This window comes from Bacillus hominis (assembly GCF_030348325.1).
GTDB lineage: Bacteria > Bacillota > Bacilli > Bacillales > Bacillaceae_G > Bacillus_A > Bacillus_A hominis.
In genome coordinates, this window is sequence record NZ_JAUCFS010000001.1 from 1 (window position 1) to 21,342 (window position 21,342).

The following is a 21,342-nucleotide window of genomic DNA, read 5'->3' on the forward strand; positions in this document are numbered from 1 at the left end:
ACAAGAACACTTTGATGTGCAATGGTTCTATGCTTACTCAAAATATCCGGCAGGTTATGGTATTAACACATATAAGGCACCAAATGGTGAATGGAAAGGTAATGTGGATGGGTCCGCCCCTTATGGAATTTATGCAAGAAAAGATGGTTATATTGATATTGGACAAAACACATGGGTAAAAGAAGAACATTTTAATGTAAGGTAATATCTCGAAATTCATAAATATTGAATCAGATGACAAAAAGCATTATATGAAGCATCATATGATGCTTTTTTATGGTGGGGTTAATCCCTGTCTAACAGTGGTCGGAGCGTAGAGAGAAATTAATGGAAGAGCAACTGATACATAGTTGCTCTTTTTCTTTTGCAAGAAAGTGATAACAATGAATCACCTATAGAAAATGCTAGGCGTATATGCATTAAGCCATCAGATGTACTTAGTAACACAGTAGAAATTTTAGATGAAAAAACAAGAGAATAAAAAGGAGATATTCAGTAATGGAAATTAGACAAAAATTAGTTAACTCAAGTAAATATAGTATAAAGTGTCCCAATGCAATGACACCGGAATTCATCACAGTGCATAATACATACAATGATGCATCAGCTGAAAACGAAATATCTTACATGATTGGAAATAATAATTCAGTTTCGTTCCATGTTGCAGTAGACGATAAAGAAGCAGTACAAGGTATTCCATTCAATCGTAATGCTTGGCATGCTGGTGATGGTAACGGAGATGGTAATCGTAAATCTATCGGGGTTGAAATTTGCTACTCTTTAAGCGGTGGGGATAGATATTACAAGGCAGAAGATAATGCAGCAATTGTTATAGCTCAGTTAATGAAACAATTTAACATCCCAATTAGTAATGTACGTACTCATAAATCGTGGAGTGGAAAACATTGTCCACACCGCATGCTTGACGAAGGAAGATTGGACAAATTCATTGAGAAGGTAAATAACGCATTTAACAACGGTAACAATAACAATAAACCGGTACAGCCAAAAGGTGTTGGAATCGCTACATCTAAATATCCGGAAGGAGCGGGCATTAACTTATATAGTGGTCCTGGGAAAGATGCTTGGTTCACAGGTAATGTAATTAATAGTAAAATGCCATATTTAATTATAGATGGTGCTTGGTATGGTGGTAATGAAAATATGCTGTGCCTAGGTTGGCAGGCATGGGCGAAACAAGAATACTTTGACGTGCAATGGTTCTATGCTTACTCAAAATATCCAGCAGGTTATGGTATTAACACATATGATGGTCCGAATGGAAATTATAAAGGTAATGTAGATGGATCTGCCCCTTATGGAATTTATGCAAGAAAAGATGGTTACATTGATATTGGACAAAATACATGGGTAAATGAAGAACATTTTAATGTTAGATAAGAATAAAGGTTTAGAGTCACTCGTTTGAGCGGCTCTTTATTTTGGAATCGAGGCATGACCGGAAATGAAAAATAACAGTTTTCCCCTACAAATTAAGTTGTTTTCGTGTCTCGATTCGAGAATGAAAGAAGTGGTTCAGTGATTAGTTTGTTTAAAGACTCCATAAACGCTGAGGCTATTCTTTATAAAGATATTAGAAAACGCATATTTAAGTCACCAAAGAGAAAGAGCGAAACAGACAAGCTAGGAGGGAACATGGACAGGAAGCAAATTTTCATCGACGTCTTATTACACAAAGGGATTTACAAGGAAGAAGATACAGGACGTCAGCTTTATGAAATGAGTGAGCAGGAGTTATTCGAATTACTAAAAGGAGATGAAGAGCAATGCAACTAATCGAACATGGAACTTTTGAAGTGACTCAGTTATTGGAAGAATCAAAACGAAAATAAGGGGTGTTTGGATGAAGGCACAACATATTGAGCCTAGAGTATCTAATGTGGAAGAAAACTAAACAAAAGCGTTATTTGGTAGAAGGGGAGATTAATAAGATTCCTTTAGAAATTAAATATAAAAAGGCGATTATCCTCAATCGCCTTTTGGGTAATGTAGTGTAATTTTATTCAGTTATTTGAAATATAGTTTCATCAGGTCTGGAGAATCCATACAATTTCCTTGCGAACTTTAAAATACCTTCTTCACTCTCTGTTAAAGTTTTAATATCGTTTTCAAAATAACGTCCTGTAATTTCTAATTCAGATAATCTTTTCTTTTCTTTATTAAGTGTAATTTGTTTTTCTTGAATCATTTGTTCTTGCTTATAAATGGAAATTTGAATGGAAATAACCATAGGTAGCATAAAAGCAAGCGCTAATAAAAGACGACGTCTTAGCTTTTTATTCGTTCGTTGGTGATTGTTAGTATTAATTTGGGTTTTTAGGAATGATTGTTGTGATGGTAATTTTGGGATGCTTCCCATTTTAATGCCTCCATTACTAATTATAAATTTAAAATGTTTAAAAGTTTTATATATGCTAAATGGGTAATTTTGAACCTATTTTGGTAAAGATAGGTTTTGTAAAATTTAAATAAAATCCTTTTTTGACTGTAAAAAAGCCCTCACATAAACGTAAGGACTTTTCTAAAATGAAAGTTTTGGTTTTCAATTATCATTATATACCATAAATGAAGTATATTGAAGTGAAATTTTAACAAAAATGCTATTTGCGCGACACGTTTCCTTATAAGTGCGTAGACACGAAATAGGAGGGTTATCAATTTCGATAACAACAACTGATTGACTGAAAGTAGGAATGAAAGCCGTCAGGTTGAGCTGAAACTACTTATCTAATACTCCTACATGCAAGGCGTGATAGTAGTCACAAATTGTATGAAGCTAGGTGAAGTCGGCTGAACAAAACCTAAGTGATAAATCATATGGTAATGGATAGGTCGGGGTGCTACAAACTATCTATGGTGAGAATGTCCAAACGGGCTGACGAACTTGCGAATGTACGGGTCTAAACGTTTAATACATTAGAAATATGTATGTCGTTAATGACGACGTTATCTACCGAAAAGTAAGAGTAAATAGTATGAAATTCGGGACATCTAACGATGAGGGTGTAAAGATAACAGGCTTACAGCAAGCACCTAAGGATATATGAATAGCTAAGTCAATCGGAACGTGGTAAGCAAGAAACTGTCACTAACGTCTACTAACAGACAGGTGTATATAAGGTTCTAACGAACCGAAATTACTTTATTCTTGTGAAGGTGGGGACACAGTACCGACGAAGCATGTAACGAATGTGGAGGGATAGTCTCTAGTCTTGTTCTTTGAAAACTAAATCAATTAGATGTAACTCACAGGATCGAGTAAGATGATGTGACCTTTCGTAAGAAAGGGGAATTAATACGTTGGTGAGTACAACATTGTTTGTAATCTAGTTGCTTCAGTATAGAAGAATAAGATGGGGCGCTGTATGCGATGAAAGTCGCACGTACAGTGTTAAGCGGGGGAAAAGATGGAGATAACTTCAAAGTCTTACCTATCGCAACGGTAGTCAGCTTTAAAAGTAAAAAGAGCTCCGTCTACTGGTCGGAGGCTCTTTTATGAAAATCAGTGAGTTTCGTTCATTAAAACAGTATATGCATAAATTATGTTAGAGTGATTAGCTTAATAAAAAAGTCCTCTTTTAATAAGAGGACTGATGAGTGAGCACGTCTTATATCTATAAGGTATGTTTGTCTTATAAAAATTTCATTTTGCAGAAAAAAACCCTAGTTTCCTAGGGTAATGGTATAACAGCCAAATATATTTTATTCTTTTATATCGTAACGTAATATTACGTTAAAAACATCAGGTAAATGTAACCAATTACAGAAAATAAGAGCAGCTAGCAAAAGCTAACTGCTCCCTGCAAGGAGATACAGAGAAAACTATGTTAAATGAATTCTGGCTAACAGCCTATCTACAGTATTGACGGAATAATTGATAATTAAACGGAGGATGTTTTAAATAGTTTTATTTTAATTTAGGGTTGATTCCAAAAAAGTGACATACCAACAAAATACAAAATTATTAAAAGGAAAATTGTTATGAAAATAACTAAAAAAATCATTTTCATCAGTAGATCTCCTTTATGAATAATATTAACACTTTTCCAGAATCTGAACAAAATAATCCTTTTACGAAAAAAGGTCCTGTTGTCTCCAACAGAACCTTTCCTAAAATGGCAAAGAGTAACTCTTACCTTACTCTTCTGCTATATAATACACAAAACAAGTATAGATGTGTAGAACAAGAAATTCCAATATAATTATTCGAATATATTGTTGAAATTATTTCTTCAGGATTTAATATAAGGAATTAAATTACAAATGTTGATTTATCAATGGATATTAATGATGAGCTAGTAAAATATATTTAATAAAGAAATATTAAAATAATAAAATATGAAATATTGCATATTCAATTGAAATAGAAAATTACAAGTGGAAAGTGAGGAATAACAATGGGACTAGGAAATCGTGGTATGGCATTTGAAATGCTTATCAATCTAGTGAATGAAATGTATCAAAGAGCGGGAGTGGCGCTTATAAATAAACGTCCGACTCCTGTGAAGGTGTTAAAGAGTAAGGGTGGACAAGTATTAAATGGATTCTATGAAGCTAAAAGTAAAGTAGACTATGATGGCGTGTACAAAGGACGAGCTATTGCATTTGAAGCGAAGTCTACTGAGAATCCTACACGATTTGATCTAAAAAACATCGCGCAGCACCAATTAGATTACTTGGAAAAAGCAGAGAGGATGGGAGCGGTTTGTTTCTTCCTTATTGAATTCAGCAAGGATAATTCAGTCTTCTTGGTACCACTAACAGTCATTCAATTTTATGTAAGGATGTCTCATCAACCGAAGGGTAAGAAGTCTATACCAAGAGCAGACTTTGATATTTACGGGTACCTGGTAAATCAGACAGAACGAGCGCCAGTTGATTACTTACAATACATTGATGAGCAAGGATTCACACCGGTAATAGATGGCATGATTCAATTTGATCAGGACCATAAGAGAGTAGCAAATGACATTGAAGCAGCGAAAGAGAAAATGAACAACAAGAAACGTAAATTATTAAAGGCTTAATGGATAGCGGAACGATGGCGAGTAGATGGTGGGGCTACTTACTAACCGTCGTTCCCTTATTCAACAATGAGATATTAAAATTTCACGTACCTTATGTGATGTTAAAATTACAAATTCAGAAATAGGGGGATTCTTTCATGGAGAGACAATTAACTTTATTACCAGCTATCGATGATAAGAAAGTACAAAAGGAAGTAGTAAGCGTATTAAAGGAATACAGAGCACTCAAGATGCGATTCAGTAATGAAGTGGAGCAAGAAGGAATCAGTTTGTTTCCTGAGTTACGTGATTCAAGGAATACGAGTAAATGGAAGGTGCAGCAGGTTGAGAAGGCGCTTAATAATTTACTAGATGAAGATGAGCGTAAGATTGTTGAGCGGAAGTTCCTGACAAACGAGAGAGTAAAGGATTCAGACGTTTATCATGATCTACTACTCAAGAAGACATATTTCTATGAGAAGAAGCAGAGTGCCGTTAAATTGATTGCTACAGCATTAGGGATAATCTAAAAACCGCGAACAAAATGCGAACTTTTTGGGGGACTAAATAAAAACGTGAAAATTATAAGCTATTTCCATAAACAGTTCTTTGAAAAGAGAATACGTTTTGGGGATAGCGTTCCCATTATAATAACGTTACTCGGTGACGCGGAGGCTAGAGGGAATAAGAGCTTCCCAAAATTATTTATATTTACTATTCAGCTCGGAATGCGTCCTCTGGGTTGATAATGAATATAAGTCTATTACTCTGTTATGTCGGTTCTTGAAAATGGAAATGGGGTGGTTGTTCTTGATTGAATGAACATCGCGTTTCTGGTACAGGATTGTATACGTAATCTCGATCATTAGTAATTACTCACGATTCTTATTAATGACCAAAATGAGAGCAGAGAGCTTTCGCTCTTTGTTTGAGCCAATACAGCGGAAACATCCCCCTTCCGTCCCTCTAGTGTATTGGTTCAAACAAGGCGCCGGAAGAAAAATATACGTCTTGCTATTAATCCTTTAAACGCTGTGTAAGCGAAATTGGCGAAAATGACTTTAAGTAGCCGACTCTACGGAGTATAAACGAGAAGATTCTTAGTCTTCTCCCAGTCACCGAACGTAAAGCGCGTAGCTAAGATAGCTAGAAAATTATATGATGCGGTGGCTTGGAGAAGGTTGAGAGTTATCAGCCTTGAAATGATTGCGAAACGCCCCCTTCGTGAATATTTCTCCATCCCCTTGAAAGAAAGCTGTCACTTCGGTGATGGCTTTTTATTTTGTAGGATATTCTTCTTTTCTGTCGAATAGATAGTGGGAAAGGGGATGAGTGTATGAGAGTGTTTTTTAGGAGTGAATCTGGAGAATTGATTCTTGATTCGAAAAATGAGGATGTAGCTAGTTTAATGGCTGTTTTGAAAGAAACCAACAGTATTAAAATAGGTCTCTTTAATTATGATGTAAAGAAGTATAAATTGGAGTATTATCGACATCCCAAAAGCGAGGAACCAGAAAAAGAACTAAATATCATTTTGAAACGTAACTATAATGATCAATAGCATCCAAAACGGGTGCTTTTTTCTTTGTTATATAGAAATTACACATTAAACGTATTTAAAAAGTGTTCTAGGTATAAAGTTAATCATCATACAATGATATGGAAGGGTCTTTTCTAGTGTGTTAGTTACCTCAACGTATATGTATCTCTTGGCGCCTGAACGAGGGTGCTTTTTTTATTGCACATTATGATAAGTACAAGCATATACTGCTTGTACCTCATTAATTTTAGTAACATTAACTTTCGTTAATGGGGAATCTCATAATCCCTTAAAAGAGGCGCTCGCGGAAACGGGTGCTTTTTTTGTTTTGAACAAAATGGACATTTGGATTAAAGGATATCTATATAAATTGGTAGAATCTAGTTATTTGGTTCACATTTTAATCCAAGGGGTACAAATTCGATGCGACGTGAAAAGGATTTGTTGAAACAGTGGAAGGCGGATTTGCAAGCTGTTCAAGAAGAGAAAAGGCTGAAGAAGAAGGCTAAGAAAAAGAATAAGAAATATAGCATTCCTGGCAATACAGCTGACTTCATGAATGGCAAGAATACTTATCGTAAAGAGAATGGGGTATGGAAGCAAAGAAATAAATAAGGTGAGGATAAATGAGTTTGATTAAGTGTATAGCAATTATCGTAGGCGCTGCCGTGATCTGGGTGGCGTCTTGTTTGTTGTTAAGGGATGATAACAAAACAAACGAACATAACGAACGAAAATAAATGTCCTGTTTAGGTCTACTCTATACGGACATGAAAGAGAAAACGAATTTACTATACTTCTCGGTGTCCTGTTTACATGTACGGAAAATGAATGGTATTATGTACTTAGAATTAATTTCCGAACACGTTAACGGACAAAGGGGAAGATATTATGATAATTGGTTATGCTCGTGTTTCTACACAAGAACAAAATTTAGCTAGGCAATTGAAGCAGCTAAATGATTATGGATGTGATCATGTGTATGAAGAGAAAACAAGCGGAGCAACAACAAACAGAGAAGAACTACAATTGATGCTCGATAATTTAAAAGAAGGTGACACGATTGTTGTTACTGATTTAACTCGTATTAGCCGTAGTACAAAGGACTTATTTGAGTTAATTGAAGTAATTAAGAGTAAAGGTGCTTCGATTAAATCAATAAAAGATACATGGCTTGATACAACGAGTGATAATCCATACAGTACTTTCCTACTCACTGTAATGGCTGGTGTTAACCAGTTAGAAAGGGATTTACTTAAGATGCGCCAAAGAGAAGGGATAGACCTTGCTAAACAACGTGGCGTATATAAGGGAAGACCTAAAAAATATGGTGATAAAAACCCTAAAATGGAGCATGCTTTAGAGCTGCTTGCTAATCGTGAAGAGAATGGATACACAGTAAAGAAGATATGTGAAGTTACTGGAGTAAGCCGTACGGTTCTTTATGAGAGAGCAAAAGAAAAAGGAATTATGTAGATTTTAAAGTAGCGAGTCCGCTGCTTTTTTATTTTGCATAGAAAAAGGAACCATAATAGGCTCCTTAATTCGATTTAGAAGTTGTGTAGTTTTTCTTAATGATATCTTTTATGTTGATAATTAAGGATATAAGGAATCCAGCAGCTAGGATACCGTTTACCCAGTAATATGTATTTCCTGCTGTGTATTTATTATAAAAGGATTGGACATTATACAATATCAGCATTGCTGTTAAGAAAGCGGAGCACGCTAACATACCAAAACTTTTCATGATGTTCACCTCAATTCAAATTGTTAGGACTTTCCACAATTATACATTTAAATAAAGAGATTTACAAAAGGAATTACCATGAGGAGGAGTTAGATAAATGAAACTAACTGAACTAACTAAACAAGAACAGATGGTTGTTATCGGCAATTTAATAAATAATGTTATTGGTTTAGAACTTGTACAACAACACATTGATGCTCAGAAGTTAGAAAAGGCTGTAGCTATGCATAATGAAATAAGTGATGATATGACGCCAAAGCAAACGCGAGAGGCGTTTATTAGTGTGTTAGATAAAACAATTGATGAGTTTTTAAAAGCCGAGGGATAAAAGTTAGACAAATTACTTCCTATTAATATAGAAGGTGGTGGGTGATATGAAGTGAAACAAAAACACGAGTTAGCTCAAGAAGATTACATGCAAGGTATGAAGTACAAGGAGTTGGCTGAGAAATATGAGGTCAGCGTGAACACCGTAAAGTCATGGAAAACCAGGTATAAATGGGACCGAAAAGGTGTGCATACAAAAGAAGAAAAAGTACGCACACAAAAGAAGACAGGTGCACCCATTAATAATAAGAATGCTGTCGGTAATCCTGGTAATCGAAATCCTAAATGGGGTAACAAGAATGCTGCAGGTCATGGCGCTCCGAAAGGGAACCATAACGCTATGACGCATGGATTATATGCAACTGTCGTTTATGAGCACTTATCTGATGAAGATAGAGTGCTATTTGATTTGTCTCAGGATATTGAAGGTCAAGAACAAGAATTACAGGTTGCTCGTTTTAAGTTAGCCAAGCTAATACAAAATCAGAAGGAACTCAGATTAAAAGGTATGGCGGTAGCAGGTGACGGTGCTTATTCCTATACATTAAGGGATGATTTTTACACAGATGCTATTAACAAAGCGCTTGATATGATTTCCAAAATTGAAACTCGTATCGATAAATCAAAATTAGAGCGTGAAAAGTTGCAAGCACAGTTAAGTAAAATGAGGGCAGAAACAGAGTTTATAGAAGAAAGAATTAAACTGCTGAAAGGTCAAAAGAAAGATACTTCATTACTCGATGCATTAATAGAAGGGCGTAAACAATATGAGCAAAACAGCGATTAAGTTTTCCACTAAACAATTGGAAGTTATCTATCGGCCGTACAATTACACCTTCGATGTGCTAGAAGGGACGCCCAGATCGGGTAAGACAACAGCAGGGCATTTCCGCTATGCTGATTATTTGACGTGGACTAGGGATACGAATCATTTGATTACGGCATATAACCAGGAACAAGCATATCGCTTATTTATCGATGGTGATGGTACTGGATTGCAGCATATCTTCGGTAATCTTGCTGAGATTAAACATGATGAACATGGTTCGCATCTTGCAGTACACACGCCTAATGGAGTTAAGAAAATCTATTATAAAGGCGGAGGGAAAAGCAACAGTGTTGGCGCTATAACGGGTATGTCGCTTGGAAGTGTTGTATTTTGTGAGATTAACTTATTGCACATGAGTATGATTCAGGAATGCTTTAGACGTACATTTGCTGCTCAAGACCGATACCATTTAGCAGACTTAAACCCACCTGCACCGCATCATCCAGTTATTTCAGAAGTATTCGATGTACAAAATACACGATGGACTCACTGGACGATACAGGATAACCCGATCATTACTGAAGAACGTAAGCAAGAGATATACGAAATCCTTTCGAAGAATCCGTATTTACTGGAACGAGATTGGTTCGGTAAACGGGTTATGCCACAAGGTGTTATCTATTCTATGTTCAGTATGAAAGATAATATAATATCTGCTGTACGTGGACAAAGATATGAAATGTATTTCACTGCTGATGGTGGTCAATCAGATGCTACTTCATGCAGTTGTAATATTGTTGTCCGATATGAAGATAAATTCAGACTGCTGCGTGTCGCTAACTACTACCATAGCGGAAAAGACACTGGGCAAGTTAAAGCAATGTCCACTTATGCAAAAGAGATTAAGAAGTTCATTGAATGGTGCGTTAAGAAGTTTGAAATGCAGTATACAGATGTATACGTGGATCCTGCATGTAAGTCTTTGAGAGAAGAATTACACTTGATTGGTATTCAAACGAGAACAGCTGATAATAACGCCCATGATGTAAAGGGAGCAAGTAAAGGGAAAGAAGTTGGGATTGAAAGACTTCAGAATTCCATTACAAATGAACAATTTTTACTTGTTGAGTGTGATGAATATGATCACTATAATTTCTTGAAAGAAATCGGGATGTATGTCCGTTTGGATAATGGCGAACCGATTGATGATTATAACCATGCGTTAGATGAATGCAGATACGCAAACAACTATTTCTATAAACGATACGTAAAATAAGGCGGTGAAACCATGTTTGGAAACATCGTTGCAAAAGTAAGGGGGTGGCTATATAAATTGGGACTAATAAGAGGAATCAAGAAGATATCAGATAAAAAAGACATACCTGTTAATGAAGAATCCTATAAGCATATCGATATGTGGAAAGCTCTATACAGTGGGCATTATGACGATTGGCACAACGTTAAGTATCATACGATTGAAGGGCAGAAAAGCAGGACTATGGCATCTCTCAATATGGCTAAGGTTATATCACAAGAGATGGCGGCTCTTATCTTCAATGAGAAGTGTTCAATTAACATTTCTGATGACACACTTTCAGATAATATCAAGAATGTTCTTGATGATAACAACTTCATTAAAGAGTTTCAGAGGCATCTAGAATACAACTTTGCTTTAGGTGGAATGGTTATTAAAGTTTACTGGGATGAAGGGATTAAGCTTTCTTATGTCACAGCAGAATGCTTTATACCGATTGCATGGGATAACAAACATATCACTGAAGGTGTATTTGTTAATGAAATATCTAAGGGAGATAAGAAGTACACATTACTTGAGTGGCACTTGGTTGAAGGTAAAGAGTATGTAATTAAGAATGAGCTATACGAAAGTAAAAACCAAGGAGACTTAGGTGTAAAAATTACTTTATCTACTCTATACCCTGATTTGGAAGAAGAAGTGCGTATTGAAAACTTATCTAAATCCATGTTTGTGTACTTCAAACCAAATACAGCCAACAACTTAGATATGAGTTCACCGCTTGGCATATCGATCTATGCTAATGCGTTAGGTACATTAAAGTCACTTGATATTGCGTTTGATAGCTTCCAACGTGAGTTTGTTTTAGGTAAGAAAAGAATTATCGTTCCCGATATGGCTATAAGGACTGTCGTTGATTCAAATACAGGTACAATGTTACGTTATTTCGATGCTAACGACGAAGTATATCAAGCATTCCAATTTGGCGATAACACGAATCAGATACAAGATATATCGGTTGAGTTACGTGTAGAAGAGCATGCAGCAGCTATTAACGCTTTATTAAACTATCTGTCCTCTCAAGTTGGGCTTTCTGCTGGAACATTTAGCTTTGATGGGCAAGGGGTTAAAACAGCAACAGAAGTTGTTAGTGAAAACTCCAAGACGTTCAGGACGAAGCAGTCACACGAAACAGTTATTGAGGATGGTATTCGTGATTTAGTTGATATCATTATCGAAATTGCTGCTCTATATGATGAATTCGAGAGTAATGATGAATACGAAGTCACTGTTACGTTTGATGACTCTATTGCAGAGGACCAAACAGCAGAGATTAATAAGCAGGTAACGCTTGTTATGAATGGCTTAACAACTAAAAAGCTAGCCATCATGAAGATACATGGTGTTTCTGAAGAAGAAGCGAAGAAAATCTTAAGAGAGATACTAGAGGAAAACAAAATAGTGCTTCCGGAAGGCGTTGACTTCTTCGGTATGAACAATAAACAACAGAATAATAGTTCAGGAGATGAAGGGTAATGGCACTCCCTCCGGATAAGTTACAGCAACTTTCTATGTTTGTAGTGGATATCTACAATGTAATCGAAGAAGAGTTGCTTTTAAACATGGCCCGAATGCTCAAGTATGACAAGGAATTGCTACTGACTGCCGAGGATTTCACAGAGTATCAACACTGGCGCGTTGTTCAGCTAAATAAATTTGGTAAATTGAATCAGCAACAAATGAATACACTCGCTCGTCATAGCGGTAAAACGGCAGAGGAAATAAGGAAGATGTTAGAAGGCGCTGGATTTACAGCAGTGGAGCAACATGAACCGTTATATCAGAAGGCAGTACAATCAGGAAGTTTAGCTGCTGCTCCTGCAATGCATACAAGTGCCGCACTAATTGGCATCCTTAATGCTTATGAACAGCAAGCCTTAGAAACTTTTAACCTAGTAAATACAACCATGCTTAAACAGTCACAACAGGTTTATCTAGATGTTTTAAATAAGACAGTAGGTAAACTGTTAGGTGGTGTCATAACGCCACAACAGGCATTGAGACAGACTGTTTCTGAGTGGGCGCAGCGAGGGATTCCAACTTTGATTGATAAGGCTGGGAGAAGGTGGTCGACAGAGGCTTATGTAAACATGGTTACTAGGTCTACAAGTCAAAACGTGGCCAACGAGATGCAGATGACCCGCATGGATGAGTACGATGTTGATTTAATCGAAGTTAGTAGCCACTTAGGTGCGAGGCCCCTCTGCAATCCTTATCAAGGTCGTATCTTTTCCAAAAGTGGCAAAAGCAAACGATACCCTCCGTTCTCCAGTACATCATATGGTGAAGCGGCAGGGCTATTAGGCGTGAATTGCCGTCACGTTATCTATCCTTATATACAAGGTAAGTCAACGAAACGTTATGAACCGTATGACGCTGACGAGAATTCTAGAGTATATAAGGAAAGCCAACAGCAAAGAAGCTTAGAACGGCAGATCAGGAAAGCAAAGAAGGAAGTAAAGGTTATGGAAGCGTTAGGCGATACAGAAGGCGTGAAGGAAGCAAAGAATAAGGTTTCGCAACGTCAGTCTGCTATGAGAGAGTTCATCAATCAAACGAAACGTAAGCGTCAATATAACCGGGAACAAATTGTATAGGAGGAATCATGATGTTAAAACCATTTAGATTACGAGTAAACGGAATGCAGTTCTTCTCTGAAGAGGGAGGAACTGTAACAACAACTCCACCGGAAGGAGGTGATCCAAGTGTAACACCACCAGAAACTACACTACCGAATCAAGAACCGCCTGCACAACAGCCAACTACATTCACACAAGAACAGGTGGAAGAAGCTAAACAAAAGCAGGAAGCAGCGTTCTTGAAGAAATTAGGCGTGGAGAACTTAGATCAACTGAAACAAACGGTGAATGGTTGGAAGGAATACCAGGAATCGCAGAAAACAGAGCAAGAAAAGACAAACGAAAAATTAACAAGTTTAGAGACTCAACTTAAAGAAAAGGATGAGTCTCTTTTTAATTCTCAAGCGCAAATAGCTGCACTAAAGTCAGGTATTACGGAAGAAAAGAACTTAAATGCTGTTATTACTCTAGCTACACAAAAAGTTAGTGATGATGTGGACATTACGAAGGCTATTGAAATGGTAGTTGAAGAGTTTCCACATTTTAAAAGTGTAGTGGAAGAACCACAAGGAGCTCAGAAGCCAACATTTACAACTGGTCAACATCAAAAGAAAACACCTTCATTAGCTGAGCAATGGGCAGATGCATTTAAGAATTAATTAAAACAAAAATAGGAGTGATTTATTAATGGCCAAGCCGAATTTCGCACAGGATTACCAACAAGCGTTACAACAAAAGTTCTCAAAGGGACTAAGTTTCTTCGAACTGTACAATACACCGAATAACCAAAATATCAAATGGGTAAATGCAAAAACAATTCAAATTCCACGTATCACAGTTGGTGGGTATACAGATGTGGATCGTGATGTTGTAGGTAACTATACGCGACGCGCAGATAATGATTGGGAAACAAAAACAATCGTTCACGACCGTGAGTTTAGAACTTTAGTAGATCCAAAAGACATTGATGAGACGAATATGGCATTATCTATTGCTAACATTACGCGAGTATTCAATGATGAACAAAAGCAACCAGAAATGGACAAATACATGGCTTCAAAACTATATTCTGAGTTTACTACGAATGGGAAAACAGCAAATACAACTGCATTAACTATTGATAATGTGTTAAATATTTATGATGATTTCATGATGGAAATGGATGATGCAGAAGTTCCGCAAGAAGGACGTATCCTATATGTAATTCCACAGGTTAACAAATTATTAAAACAAGCAAAAGACATCCAACGTAGTCTTGATGTTGGCACAAATAACGGCAGTTTAAAACGCAGTATCTATTCTCTGGATGATGTAACGATTAAAACGGTTCCTTCTTCTCGTATGAAAACTGCTTATAATTTTACAAATGGAGCTGTACCAGATGCAGCTGCAAAGCAAATAAATATGATTCTAGTACATCCAGCAGCCGTTATAACGCCACAACAGTATGAATTTGTTAGCTTAGATGAGCCAAGTGCAACAACAGGTGGAAAGTTCCTTTATTACGAGCGCAAATACTGGGATGTATTCGCTATTCAAAAGAAAGTAGAAGGCATTAAATTTAATATCACTGCAGGAGCTTAAGAGAGGACATAGTGTTCTCTCTTTTCTTATGAAAGGAGAATGTAAATGAGTAACGTTGTAAAAGTAAAACGATTAAATAAAACATTAAATATCGATGAGGGACGCTTAGATAGTTACCTACTAGATGGATATGACCAAATCGATGAAGAAGGTAACATTATCACTCGTGCAACGGGTGGACGAAATGTTTCGTTGGCCGAGTTTAATAAAGTGTTAGATGAAAATGATCAGCTGAAAGATGAAAATAAAAAGCTGAAATCCGAAGTTGCTAAGTTGAAGAAGGAAGCTACTGGTAAGTAGGTGATTGTATGGCATATATAGATGCTGATTACTACAATAACGAATACAAAGGCACTCCGGCATCCGATGCATCGCTATTAGATCGGTTAATTTCACGTGCTAGTGACCAAATCGACCATATTATTAATTATAAGTTGGAAGGCATTGACTTTGATAAGTTAGCGCCTTTTATTAATAAGCAGGTAAAGAAAGCCACTGCTGCACAAGTTGAATTCTTAGTAATTAATGGTGAGACTTCTGCAACTGTAAGTGAAGGTGGCGGAGGATTTTCTGTAGGTTCTTATTCAGAGAACGGAATGAGTGCAGGAGCAACAGATGCACCTAGTCATTATGACCGTTATGCGATAACTGTGGTTGATTACTTACGACCGACAGGATTACTATACGCAGGTCTGTGTGTACATGGCTAAACCAATCAGACGTTCATTGTTAATTCATACAGTCGAGTATTTGGAGTATAAAGGTGAGGATGATACCTGGGGCGGAAGTGATAACTACGCACCTGCTATAACGATTGAAATGGTACGTATTGAACCTAAAAAAACAGTCGTTTTGAATGGGAATGGTGACAGTACTGTCATGCAAACACTGCTGTTTCATGATGCAGTACACTCCACGCCAATAACTTTTAAAGAGAAATCTAAAGTTATTTTTAACGGAAAAGAAATGACCGTTAGTAAAGTCAGTGACTTTTATGATAGAAGCAGTCTTCACCATGTGGAGGTGCTAATCGTATGATTCGAGTAAACGTTCGAGTTGATACAGGTGTAATTGAAAGTAAGGTGCTAGAAGCGACTCGAAAATCGCAATTCGCACTTGATCAGCAGGTACTCAAAGACAGTAACTTTTATATCCCGAAAGATACAGGTGAGTTAGAGAGGTCCTCTATTAGATTTAGTAGACCGGGAGAAGGTCACATTGAATGGAATACCCCTTATGCGCGGAAATTATACTGGAACCCAGAATTCAATTTCTCAAAACAGCCGAATCCGAACAGCCAAGCATTATGGTTCGAAGAGGCCAAGGCAAGGAATGTAACTGATTGGGCAAGAATCGTAGAGAACGAGATTAAACGAAACTTATAGGAGGGCAAACATGCAGTGGCTTATAGAATCCGTAAAGAAACATTTAACTACTACTCTACCAAAAGACATCATGTTTTCTCCTATTAAAGTTGATCTATTAGACATAGGAACAAACAATAAACCTAAGAAGAGTATTGCGATGAGAATGACTCCTTCTGCACCAGGTGAGCAATATTTCGAAGGTGAGATTATAAAAAAGCAGTTTCAAGTACTTGTTAAGAGTGATAACCAATTAGAGGTTAATAACACTATAGAAGCAATCGTTCGAGAATTAAATAACGTTCACAGGCGTGTTTTCTACGCTATTGATGGCTCCTATACACTAAGACGATTGAATGTGTATGTGGAGCCTAATTTTGTTGAGAAGACAGCAGCTAACGAGTGGATATATACGGCACTTTTCAGTGTTGAATTAGAAAAGGGAGGTTGAAAATATGGCATTTTTATTAAATCATGGTTACAAATTCGAGATTAATACTGCTTCTACAGGTACGAAAAAATTAGAACGCATTGCAAAAGGTATTACATCTGTAGATCCTGACAACAACGAAGAAACAGAAGAAACGTATTACTACGATGGTGGTGGAGCTGCTGAGCGTGATATCACTGGTTTCATGATGTCATACGGATTTGAAGGGCACCGTTTCTACGGAGACCCTGCGCAGGACTTTATCTTCAGCAAGCTTCATAAAGTAGGCCCTGATCGTAAAGTTGATTTCGAAGTTACGGAGCCAAACGGAGATAAATGGTCTGGTAAAGCTACACTATCAGAAATTAAAGCTCCTGGTGGAGATGCTAACTCAAAGGGTGAAATTGAATTTACAATCAGTTTCGACGGTATGCCTACATTCACAAAAGCTACAGTAACACCTTAATCAATGAGAGTTGTTAACGCGGCTCTTTCTTTAAAATAATTTATAAAAATGAAGGATGGGATAGTATGACGCAACAATTTAAATTTGAATTCGAAAAGACATATAAAGAAGTAGATGTAGCAGGTAAAGTATATCGCGTTGATTTTGATGATGCAGCTTTAACGAAATATCAAAAGGCATTCAAACGATTCGATAAAGAAATCAAAGTTGTTACGGATAGTATCGTTGATTTCGATGCTGCTACAGATGAAGTTATTGAAGCTACAGCACAAAAACAAAAAGAAGTCGTGAAAGCGATTGTTGAAACGTTCCTAGGAGAAGAATCTTTCGAAGAGTTATATGAAAAAGCCGGTAAATCATCAACGAACCTAATGTCACTTGTCCACTATCTAAACGAACTATACATTAACGAAGAGCAAAAAAAAGCTGATAATGCACGTGATAAATATTTAAGTAACGTGAAGAAATAATGTTCAGTCTAACAGAACGCGAAAATGACTTTTATACATGGCATGGCGTTCGTTTAGAACTAAACCTGTCGTTTGACAATATCATGTTGTTACTCGAATTGTTATCTGACGAAGATGTTGATGAATTAGCGAGAATAACTATCGCATTACAGATGCTAATTGTTGATAATTCAGTACTTAGCCAGTTAGACATGGAGCGTAGATCAATGTTATTCATGGATATTTTGAAAGCAAGACTTGATATTGATTTGAAAACATTAATGAATAACGATAAAAAAGAAGATGAAGATGAAAAACTACTGGAACCGCCGATTGTGGATTTCACGATTGACGCAGAACGGATTTTTTCATCTTTTTTATTTGACTACAACATTGATTTGATCAAGCAGCAGGGAAAAATGCAGTGGAACAAGTTTCTGGCTCTCTTCCGTAACCTTTCAGAAAAATCTCCAATGGGACAAGCGCTTCATTATCGTACTTGTGAAACACCGCCAAAAGATAAACATAATAACGACGAAAGAAAGCGTATCAAGAAAATGAAAGAGCTGTATGAGCTTCCAAAAGCAAAAGAGATCAGAGAACAACGTGAATTCATTGAATTCCAGAAGAGAATGGAAGCGAAAAAAGCCATGATCGAAGGTAGGTGAAATAATGGCTGATGGAAGAGTTGAGATAGAAACCAGGTTAGACAGGAGTAATTTGCGTCGTGACGTTCAGCAGGTTAATAGAGAACTAGAACAAGTCGGAAATAACATGGGCCAAGCAGGAAGAGATGCTAATAGGGAAATGGCTAGCCAATTAAGAGAGACTAGCAACCAAGTAAGGAGAGCATACGATGATATGGCGCAGTCAGCGGCTAAATCTGGAAATGCAACTAGAGCAGCAGCAAACGCTACTGTAGAAGCTAATAGACGTTCTGTCGATAGTTCTCGACAATCTGCTCAAGCTAGACATGCAGAAGCTGAAGCTGTTCGCCATATGGCCGATATAACAGAAAGTTCAACGGGTAGGGTTACTCGTTCTTATTATAATCAAAGAAGAGAACAACAAGCGTTATACAGCTCTATGACGGAGAGTCAAAGAGCAATGTACAACGAAATGAAACAAGGTTATATGCAGCAGCATCAAGCGATGATGAAACAAAAAGGTGCTATGGTTGAAGTGCAGTATGAATATTTCAAATTAGCACAATCATCTAAAGAATATTCCGGATCAACAAAACAATTTATGTCTGAAGTCCAAGCGTTAGGCAAAGCGCAGAAAAAAGCAGCTGATGATGCGATAAATGCGAATAGACTAGCTATGATGGGGATGCTACAGCAAATAGGCTACATGCAGAACATGACAACACAAGCCTCTCGTATTAGTGACAACTATGCAAGAATGGCGAATCCGTTGTATACGATCAATAGCGCAGGATTAAAAGCTGCAGACTCTTTAAATAAGTTAGCTAACACTGGTAATGCATCGGTATTAGCTTTGAAAATGCTAGGCCCAACTGCAAGCATGAAAGATCTGCAGAACATGACAATGATGATTACGCAGGGATTAATGCGATTCAACATGGTAGCATTGGCTGCTGCAGCTACAAGCGTGCTTTTATATTCCGCTTTATTTAAAGCCGCTAAAGGCCCAGATCCTTCTGAAGTGTATAAGAAGCAAGAAGAAGCGTTAACTGCTTATAAAGATGCAGTCGTGCAAAGAACGAACGAAATTATGAACGCTTGGAATATTTTCGAACAGGTTCAGATGAAGAAAACAAGTGGCGCGCAACTTACTAAGAATTTAGAAGAACAAGTCGGGATCTTAGGTAGATGGAAAGACAATCTAACTAGCATAGCGCAACGAGCCGGATTAGAGTTCTCTAATTACTTAGCTCAGATGGGACCGCAATCAGCTGAAGAAGTAAAAGCTATAGCCCAGATGACTGATCCAGAGCTGCAGAAGTATGTGGAACTATGGAGACAGAAAATGGCTTTAGCTAAAGGCCAAGCAACTAATGAATTAGCATTATTAAAAGCGGAAACTGATAAGAAAGTGAAAGAACTACAGGACACGTTAACACCTTTAGGATTAGCATGGGAAGCAATGAAAGGATCATTCCTTACTGCTGTACAGCCTATGGTTGATGCTTTTGGTTTGTTAATGACACCGTTAGTCAATTTCGCTACTAAGTTTTTCGAATTAGTAACGCTATTTAACCAGGCTCACCCTACATTAGCACTAATCATTCAAGCGATCATCATGTTAGTACCTGCATTAACACTTATTTTATCTCCTTTAGCTATCGGAATCGGACTTTGGAACGGTATGTTAGCTGCATGGAGTTCTATATGGATGTTGATTGGTCCATTAATTACAGGATTTATGGCAATGAGCGCGACTGTATGGATTGTAGCAGCTGCAATAGTTGGATTAGTCGCCGGAATTGTTTATCTATGGAATACAAACGAGGGATTTCGAACGGCCGTTATTGCAGCCTGGGAAGCTATTAAAGAAACAGCTATTACCGTTTGGAATTTCATCTTAAATAGCGTACTTATTCCGGTTTGGTCCGCAATGACTTCATATTTCCAAGAAGTTTTACAGAAAATCCAATCTTGGTGGACTGAAAACGGAGATATGATAATGCAAGCGGCGTCAAATGTGTGGAATTTCGTACTTTCGATAATTCAGACGGTTATGCCGATTATAATGTCGATAATGCAAGTTATGTGGCCGATTATAAAAGAAATTGTAATCGGAACCTGGGAAGCTATTAAAAATGTGATAAACGGAGCGCTAAATATCATTATGGGAATAGTGAATTTTTTCTCCGCTCTATTCACTGGAAACTGGTCAAAAATGTGGGATGCTGTGAAACAAATTTGGAACGGAGCCCTGGAATTGCTATGGGGATGGTTACAACTTTGGGGAGCTGGTCGCATCCTCAAATGGTTAGGGAAATTTGCCGGAGACATAGTGAAACCGTTTGTTAAATTTTGGGGAGATATTAAAAAAGTATGGAATGATGCCTTAGCTGAAATTTATGTGTTTTTTGGTTCGAAGCTAGAGAAAATAACCGCTTTTACAAGCAGTTGGGGCGGTATGATAAAGAATTTCTTTGGTGAAATTTGGAGTTCAATCGTCAATGGTGTGTCTTCTAAATTAGAAGGAGTCGTAACAGGGGTAACAATGACTTTAAATAAAGTGGTCAAGTTTATCACTGGTTTAGGACAAACCTTTTTTAATGCAGGACGCGGATTAATAGAAATGATGGCAAAAGGGATAAAAAGTGCAGCGAGTTGGGTTACTGATGCAGTAAGTGATTTAGCTCAAAAAGCGCGTGATTTCCTACCATTCTCTCCTGCAAAAACAGGACCATTAAGCGACTTAGATCACCTCGACTTCGGTGGACCGATTACAGATAGTATTAAATTAGCATTCCCACAAGTTGGCGGACTTATGAGTGATTTATTAGATTTACCACCAATTTTACCGAGTATTCAGCAAAATAGCATTATTGAAACTAGCGGAACAGCATGGAAAGACAATAATGTTAGCGAAGCTAATGGAAACGCGCCGACTTATATCGTACTTGATAAGAAAGTAGTTGGCGAAGCATTGGCCGAGCCTGTCGAATCTACAAACAATAGACGGAAACAACGTCTAGCACAATTTAAACCAAATGTAACACCTTCATTCTAAACGAGTGGAGGTGTTTTTATATGCACTGAAAGGAGGA

Annotated in this window: 25 protein-coding genes and 1 pseudogene; 24 read left to right on the forward strand and 2 right to left on the reverse strand. The window is 37.2% G+C overall.

The genetic code is table 11. The annotated features are described in order from the left end of the window. The 3 genes and pseudogenes from QUF93_RS00005 to fbpA form a co-directional block, all read left to right on the forward strand. Positions 1-205: pseudogene (locus QUF93_RS00005) on the forward strand (hypothetical protein); the annotation flags it as partial. A gap of 293 nt (positions 206-498) precedes the next feature. After that, a complete protein-coding gene (locus tag QUF93_RS00010; protein ID WP_289375009.1) occupies positions 499-1,401 on the forward strand; it encodes a peptidoglycan recognition protein family protein in 903 nt (300 codons plus the stop codon). Between the two features lie 255 nt (positions 1,402-1,656). Further along, entirely contained in the window at positions 1,657-1,797 is a 141-nt protein-coding gene (gene fbpA / locus QUF93_RS00015) for a Fur-regulated basic protein FbpA (RefSeq protein ID WP_289357720.1), read from the forward strand. Positions 1,798-2,020: 223 nt separating this feature from the next. Here fbpA and QUF93_RS00020 read toward each other — a convergent pair whose 3' ends face one another. Further along, positions 2,021-2,380, reverse strand: a complete 360-nt coding sequence (locus QUF93_RS00020) for an FtsB family cell division protein (RefSeq protein WP_289357721.1) — start codon at positions 2,378-2,380, stop codon at positions 2,021-2,023. 2,038 nt (positions 2,381-4,418) lie between these two features. Here QUF93_RS00020 and QUF93_RS00025 point away from each other — a divergent pair. The 5 genes from QUF93_RS00025 (at position 4,419) to QUF93_RS00045 (ending at position 8,043) form a co-directional block, all read left to right on the forward strand. Continuing rightward, complete coding sequence (locus QUF93_RS00025) at positions 4,419-5,048, forward strand: Holliday junction resolvase RecU (protein ID WP_289375010.1); 630 nt, start codon at positions 4,419-4,421, stop codon at positions 5,046-5,048. Positions 5,049-5,185: 137 nt separating this feature from the next. Continuing rightward, positions 5,186-5,557: an ArpU family phage packaging/lysis transcriptional regulator gene (locus QUF93_RS00030; RefSeq protein ID WP_090814516.1), complete on the forward strand. Its 372-nt coding sequence runs from the start codon at positions 5,186-5,188 to the stop codon at positions 5,555-5,557. Between the two features lie 806 nt (positions 5,558-6,363). Beyond that, positions 6,364-6,588: a hypothetical protein gene (locus QUF93_RS00035; protein ID WP_289375012.1), complete on the forward strand. Its 225-nt coding sequence runs from the start codon at positions 6,364-6,366 to the stop codon at positions 6,586-6,588. Between the two features lie 402 nt (positions 6,589-6,990). After that, positions 6,991-7,182, forward strand: a complete 192-nt coding sequence (locus tag QUF93_RS00040) for a hypothetical protein (RefSeq protein WP_001250602.1) — start codon at positions 6,991-6,993, stop codon at positions 7,180-7,182. 276 nt (positions 7,183-7,458) lie between these two features. Next, entirely contained in the window at positions 7,459-8,043 is a 585-nt protein-coding gene (locus QUF93_RS00045; RefSeq protein WP_025921809.1) for a recombinase family protein, read from the forward strand. A gap of 64 nt (positions 8,044-8,107) precedes the next feature. Here QUF93_RS00045 and QUF93_RS00050 read toward each other — a convergent pair whose 3' ends face one another. Further along, the gene (locus QUF93_RS00050; protein ID WP_289375014.1) at positions 8,108-8,314 is read right to left on the reverse strand and encodes a hypothetical protein; all 207 of its coding nucleotides are present in this window, start codon (positions 8,312-8,314) and stop codon (positions 8,108-8,110) included. A 97-nt stretch (positions 8,315-8,411) separates the two neighbouring features. Here QUF93_RS00050 and QUF93_RS00055 point away from each other — a divergent pair, with 97 nt between their 5' ends. From QUF93_RS00055 to QUF93_RS00130, 16 genes are all read left to right on the forward strand, one after another. Continuing rightward, positions 8,412-8,642, forward strand: a complete 231-nt coding sequence (locus QUF93_RS00055; protein WP_289357728.1) for a hypothetical protein — start codon at positions 8,412-8,414, stop codon at positions 8,640-8,642. A gap of 51 nt (positions 8,643-8,693) precedes the next feature. Continuing rightward, complete coding sequence (locus QUF93_RS00060; protein ID WP_289375015.1) at positions 8,694-9,428, forward strand: terminase gpP N-terminus-related DNA-binding protein; 735 nt, start codon at positions 8,694-8,696, stop codon at positions 9,426-9,428. Beyond that, entirely contained in the window at positions 9,409-10,686 is a 1,278-nt protein-coding gene (locus tag QUF93_RS00065; protein WP_289375017.1) for a PBSX family phage terminase large subunit, read from the forward strand. The genes QUF93_RS00060 and QUF93_RS00065 overlap by 20 nt, the downstream gene beginning before the upstream one ends. 12 nt (positions 10,687-10,698) lie before the next feature. After that, positions 10,699-12,201 carry a phage portal protein gene (locus tag QUF93_RS00070; protein ID WP_289375018.1) on the forward strand — a complete coding sequence of 501 codons (1,503 nt, stop codon included), beginning with the start codon at positions 10,699-10,701 and terminating at the stop codon, positions 12,199-12,201. Beyond that, positions 12,201-13,322, forward strand: a complete 1,122-nt coding sequence (locus tag QUF93_RS00075) for a phage minor capsid protein (RefSeq protein WP_289375019.1) — start codon at positions 12,201-12,203, stop codon at positions 13,320-13,322. The genes QUF93_RS00070 and QUF93_RS00075 overlap by 1 nt, the downstream gene beginning before the upstream one ends. A gap of 11 nt (positions 13,323-13,333) precedes the next feature. After that, complete coding sequence (locus QUF93_RS00080; RefSeq protein WP_289357733.1) at positions 13,334-13,963, forward strand: hypothetical protein; 630 nt, start codon at positions 13,334-13,336, stop codon at positions 13,961-13,963. Between the two features lie 28 nt (positions 13,964-13,991). Then, entirely contained in the window at positions 13,992-14,888 is an 897-nt protein-coding gene (locus QUF93_RS00085) for a capsid protein (RefSeq protein WP_289357734.1), read from the forward strand. Positions 14,889-14,933: 45 nt separating this feature from the next. Then, positions 14,934-15,188 carry a hypothetical protein gene (locus QUF93_RS00090; RefSeq protein ID WP_289357735.1) on the forward strand — a complete coding sequence of 85 codons (255 nt, stop codon included), beginning with the start codon at positions 14,934-14,936 and terminating at the stop codon, positions 15,186-15,188. Between the two features lie 8 nt (positions 15,189-15,196). Then, a complete protein-coding gene (locus QUF93_RS00095) occupies positions 15,197-15,598 on the forward strand; it encodes a head-tail connector protein (RefSeq protein ID WP_289357736.1) in 402 nt (133 codons plus the stop codon). Beyond that, positions 15,591-15,926, forward strand: coding sequence for a putative minor capsid protein (locus QUF93_RS00100; RefSeq protein ID WP_289357737.1), 336 nt, complete (start codon positions 15,591-15,593; stop codon positions 15,924-15,926). The genes QUF93_RS00095 and QUF93_RS00100 overlap by 8 nt, the downstream gene beginning before the upstream one ends. Beyond that, positions 15,923-16,273, forward strand: a complete 351-nt coding sequence (locus QUF93_RS00105) for a minor capsid protein (RefSeq protein WP_289357738.1) — start codon at positions 15,923-15,925, stop codon at positions 16,271-16,273. Before QUF93_RS00100 ends, QUF93_RS00105 begins: the two co-directional genes overlap by 4 nt. A gap of 10 nt (positions 16,274-16,283) precedes the next feature. Then, complete coding sequence (locus QUF93_RS00110; protein ID WP_289375022.1) at positions 16,284-16,703, forward strand: phage tail terminator protein; 420 nt, start codon at positions 16,284-16,286, stop codon at positions 16,701-16,703. 4 nt (positions 16,704-16,707) lie between these two features. Continuing rightward, positions 16,708-17,148: a phage tail tube protein gene (locus QUF93_RS00115; RefSeq protein ID WP_243515551.1), complete on the forward strand. Its 441-nt coding sequence runs from the start codon at positions 16,708-16,710 to the stop codon at positions 17,146-17,148. A gap of 65 nt (positions 17,149-17,213) precedes the next feature. After that, a complete protein-coding gene (locus tag QUF93_RS00120) occupies positions 17,214-17,618 on the forward strand; it encodes a hypothetical protein (protein WP_289375023.1) in 405 nt (134 codons plus the stop codon). Then, entirely contained in the window at positions 17,618-18,265 is a 648-nt protein-coding gene (locus QUF93_RS00125) for a Gp15 family bacteriophage protein (protein ID WP_289357741.1), read from the forward strand. Before QUF93_RS00120 ends, QUF93_RS00125 begins: the two co-directional genes overlap by 1 nt. 4 nt (positions 18,266-18,269) lie before the next feature. Then, positions 18,270-21,305, forward strand: coding sequence for a phage tail protein (locus tag QUF93_RS00130; RefSeq protein ID WP_289375025.1), 3,036 nt, complete (start codon positions 18,270-18,272; stop codon positions 21,303-21,305). Positions 21,306-21,342 lie beyond the last annotated feature (37 nt).

Coding starts and splice junctions, on each gene's coding strand:
- QUF93_RS00080 (WP_289357733.1), top strand. CDS start 13,334: ATGTTAAAACCATTTAGATTACGAGTAAACGGAATGCAGTTCTTCTCT.
- fbpA (WP_289357720.1), top strand. CDS start 1,657: ATGGACAGGAAGCAAATTTTCATCGACGTCTTATTACACAAAGGGATT.
- QUF93_RS00070 (WP_289375018.1), top strand. CDS start 10,699: ATGTTTGGAAACATCGTTGCAAAAGTAAGGGGGTGGCTATATAAATTG.
- QUF93_RS00020 (WP_289357721.1), bottom strand. CDS start 2,380: ATGGGAAGCATCCCAAAATTACCATCACAACAATCATTCCTAAAAACC.
- QUF93_RS00065 (WP_289375017.1), top strand. CDS start 9,409: ATGAGCAAAACAGCGATTAAGTTTTCCACTAAACAATTGGAAGTTATC.
- QUF93_RS00045 (WP_025921809.1), top strand. CDS start 7,459: ATGATAATTGGTTATGCTCGTGTTTCTACACAAGAACAAAATTTAGCT.
- QUF93_RS00120 (WP_289375023.1), top strand. CDS start 17,214: ATGACGCAACAATTTAAATTTGAATTCGAAAAGACATATAAAGAAGTA.
- QUF93_RS00040 (WP_001250602.1), top strand. CDS start 6,991: ATGCGACGTGAAAAGGATTTGTTGAAACAGTGGAAGGCGGATTTGCAA.
- QUF93_RS00105 (WP_289357738.1), top strand. CDS start 15,923: ATGATTCGAGTAAACGTTCGAGTTGATACAGGTGTAATTGAAAGTAAG.
- QUF93_RS00090 (WP_289357735.1), top strand. CDS start 14,934: ATGAGTAACGTTGTAAAAGTAAAACGATTAAATAAAACATTAAATATC.
- QUF93_RS00010 (WP_289375009.1), top strand. CDS start 499: ATGGAAATTAGACAAAAATTAGTTAACTCAAGTAAATATAGTATAAAG.
- QUF93_RS00030 (WP_090814516.1), top strand. CDS start 5,186: ATGGAGAGACAATTAACTTTATTACCAGCTATCGATGATAAGAAAGTA.
- QUF93_RS00095 (WP_289357736.1), top strand. CDS start 15,197: ATGGCATATATAGATGCTGATTACTACAATAACGAATACAAAGGCACT.
- QUF93_RS00115 (WP_243515551.1), top strand. CDS start 16,708: ATGGCATTTTTATTAAATCATGGTTACAAATTCGAGATTAATACTGCT.
- QUF93_RS00055 (WP_289357728.1), top strand. CDS start 8,412: ATGAAACTAACTGAACTAACTAAACAAGAACAGATGGTTGTTATCGGC.
- QUF93_RS00050 (WP_289375014.1), bottom strand. CDS start 8,314: ATGAAAAGTTTTGGTATGTTAGCGTGCTCCGCTTTCTTAACAGCAATG.
- QUF93_RS00075 (WP_289375019.1), top strand. CDS start 12,201: ATGGCACTCCCTCCGGATAAGTTACAGCAACTTTCTATGTTTGTAGTG.
- QUF93_RS00035 (WP_289375012.1), top strand. CDS start 6,364: ATGAGAGTGTTTTTTAGGAGTGAATCTGGAGAATTGATTCTTGATTCG.
- QUF93_RS00100 (WP_289357737.1), top strand. CDS start 15,591: ATGGCTAAACCAATCAGACGTTCATTGTTAATTCATACAGTCGAGTAT.
- QUF93_RS00025 (WP_289375010.1), top strand. CDS start 4,419: ATGGGACTAGGAAATCGTGGTATGGCATTTGAAATGCTTATCAATCTA.
- QUF93_RS00085 (WP_289357734.1), top strand. CDS start 13,992: ATGGCCAAGCCGAATTTCGCACAGGATTACCAACAAGCGTTACAACAA.
- QUF93_RS00125 (WP_289357741.1), top strand. CDS start 17,618: ATGTTCAGTCTAACAGAACGCGAAAATGACTTTTATACATGGCATGGC.
- QUF93_RS00130 (WP_289375025.1), top strand. CDS start 18,270: ATGGCTGATGGAAGAGTTGAGATAGAAACCAGGTTAGACAGGAGTAAT.
- QUF93_RS00110 (WP_289375022.1), top strand. CDS start 16,284: ATGCAGTGGCTTATAGAATCCGTAAAGAAACATTTAACTACTACTCTA.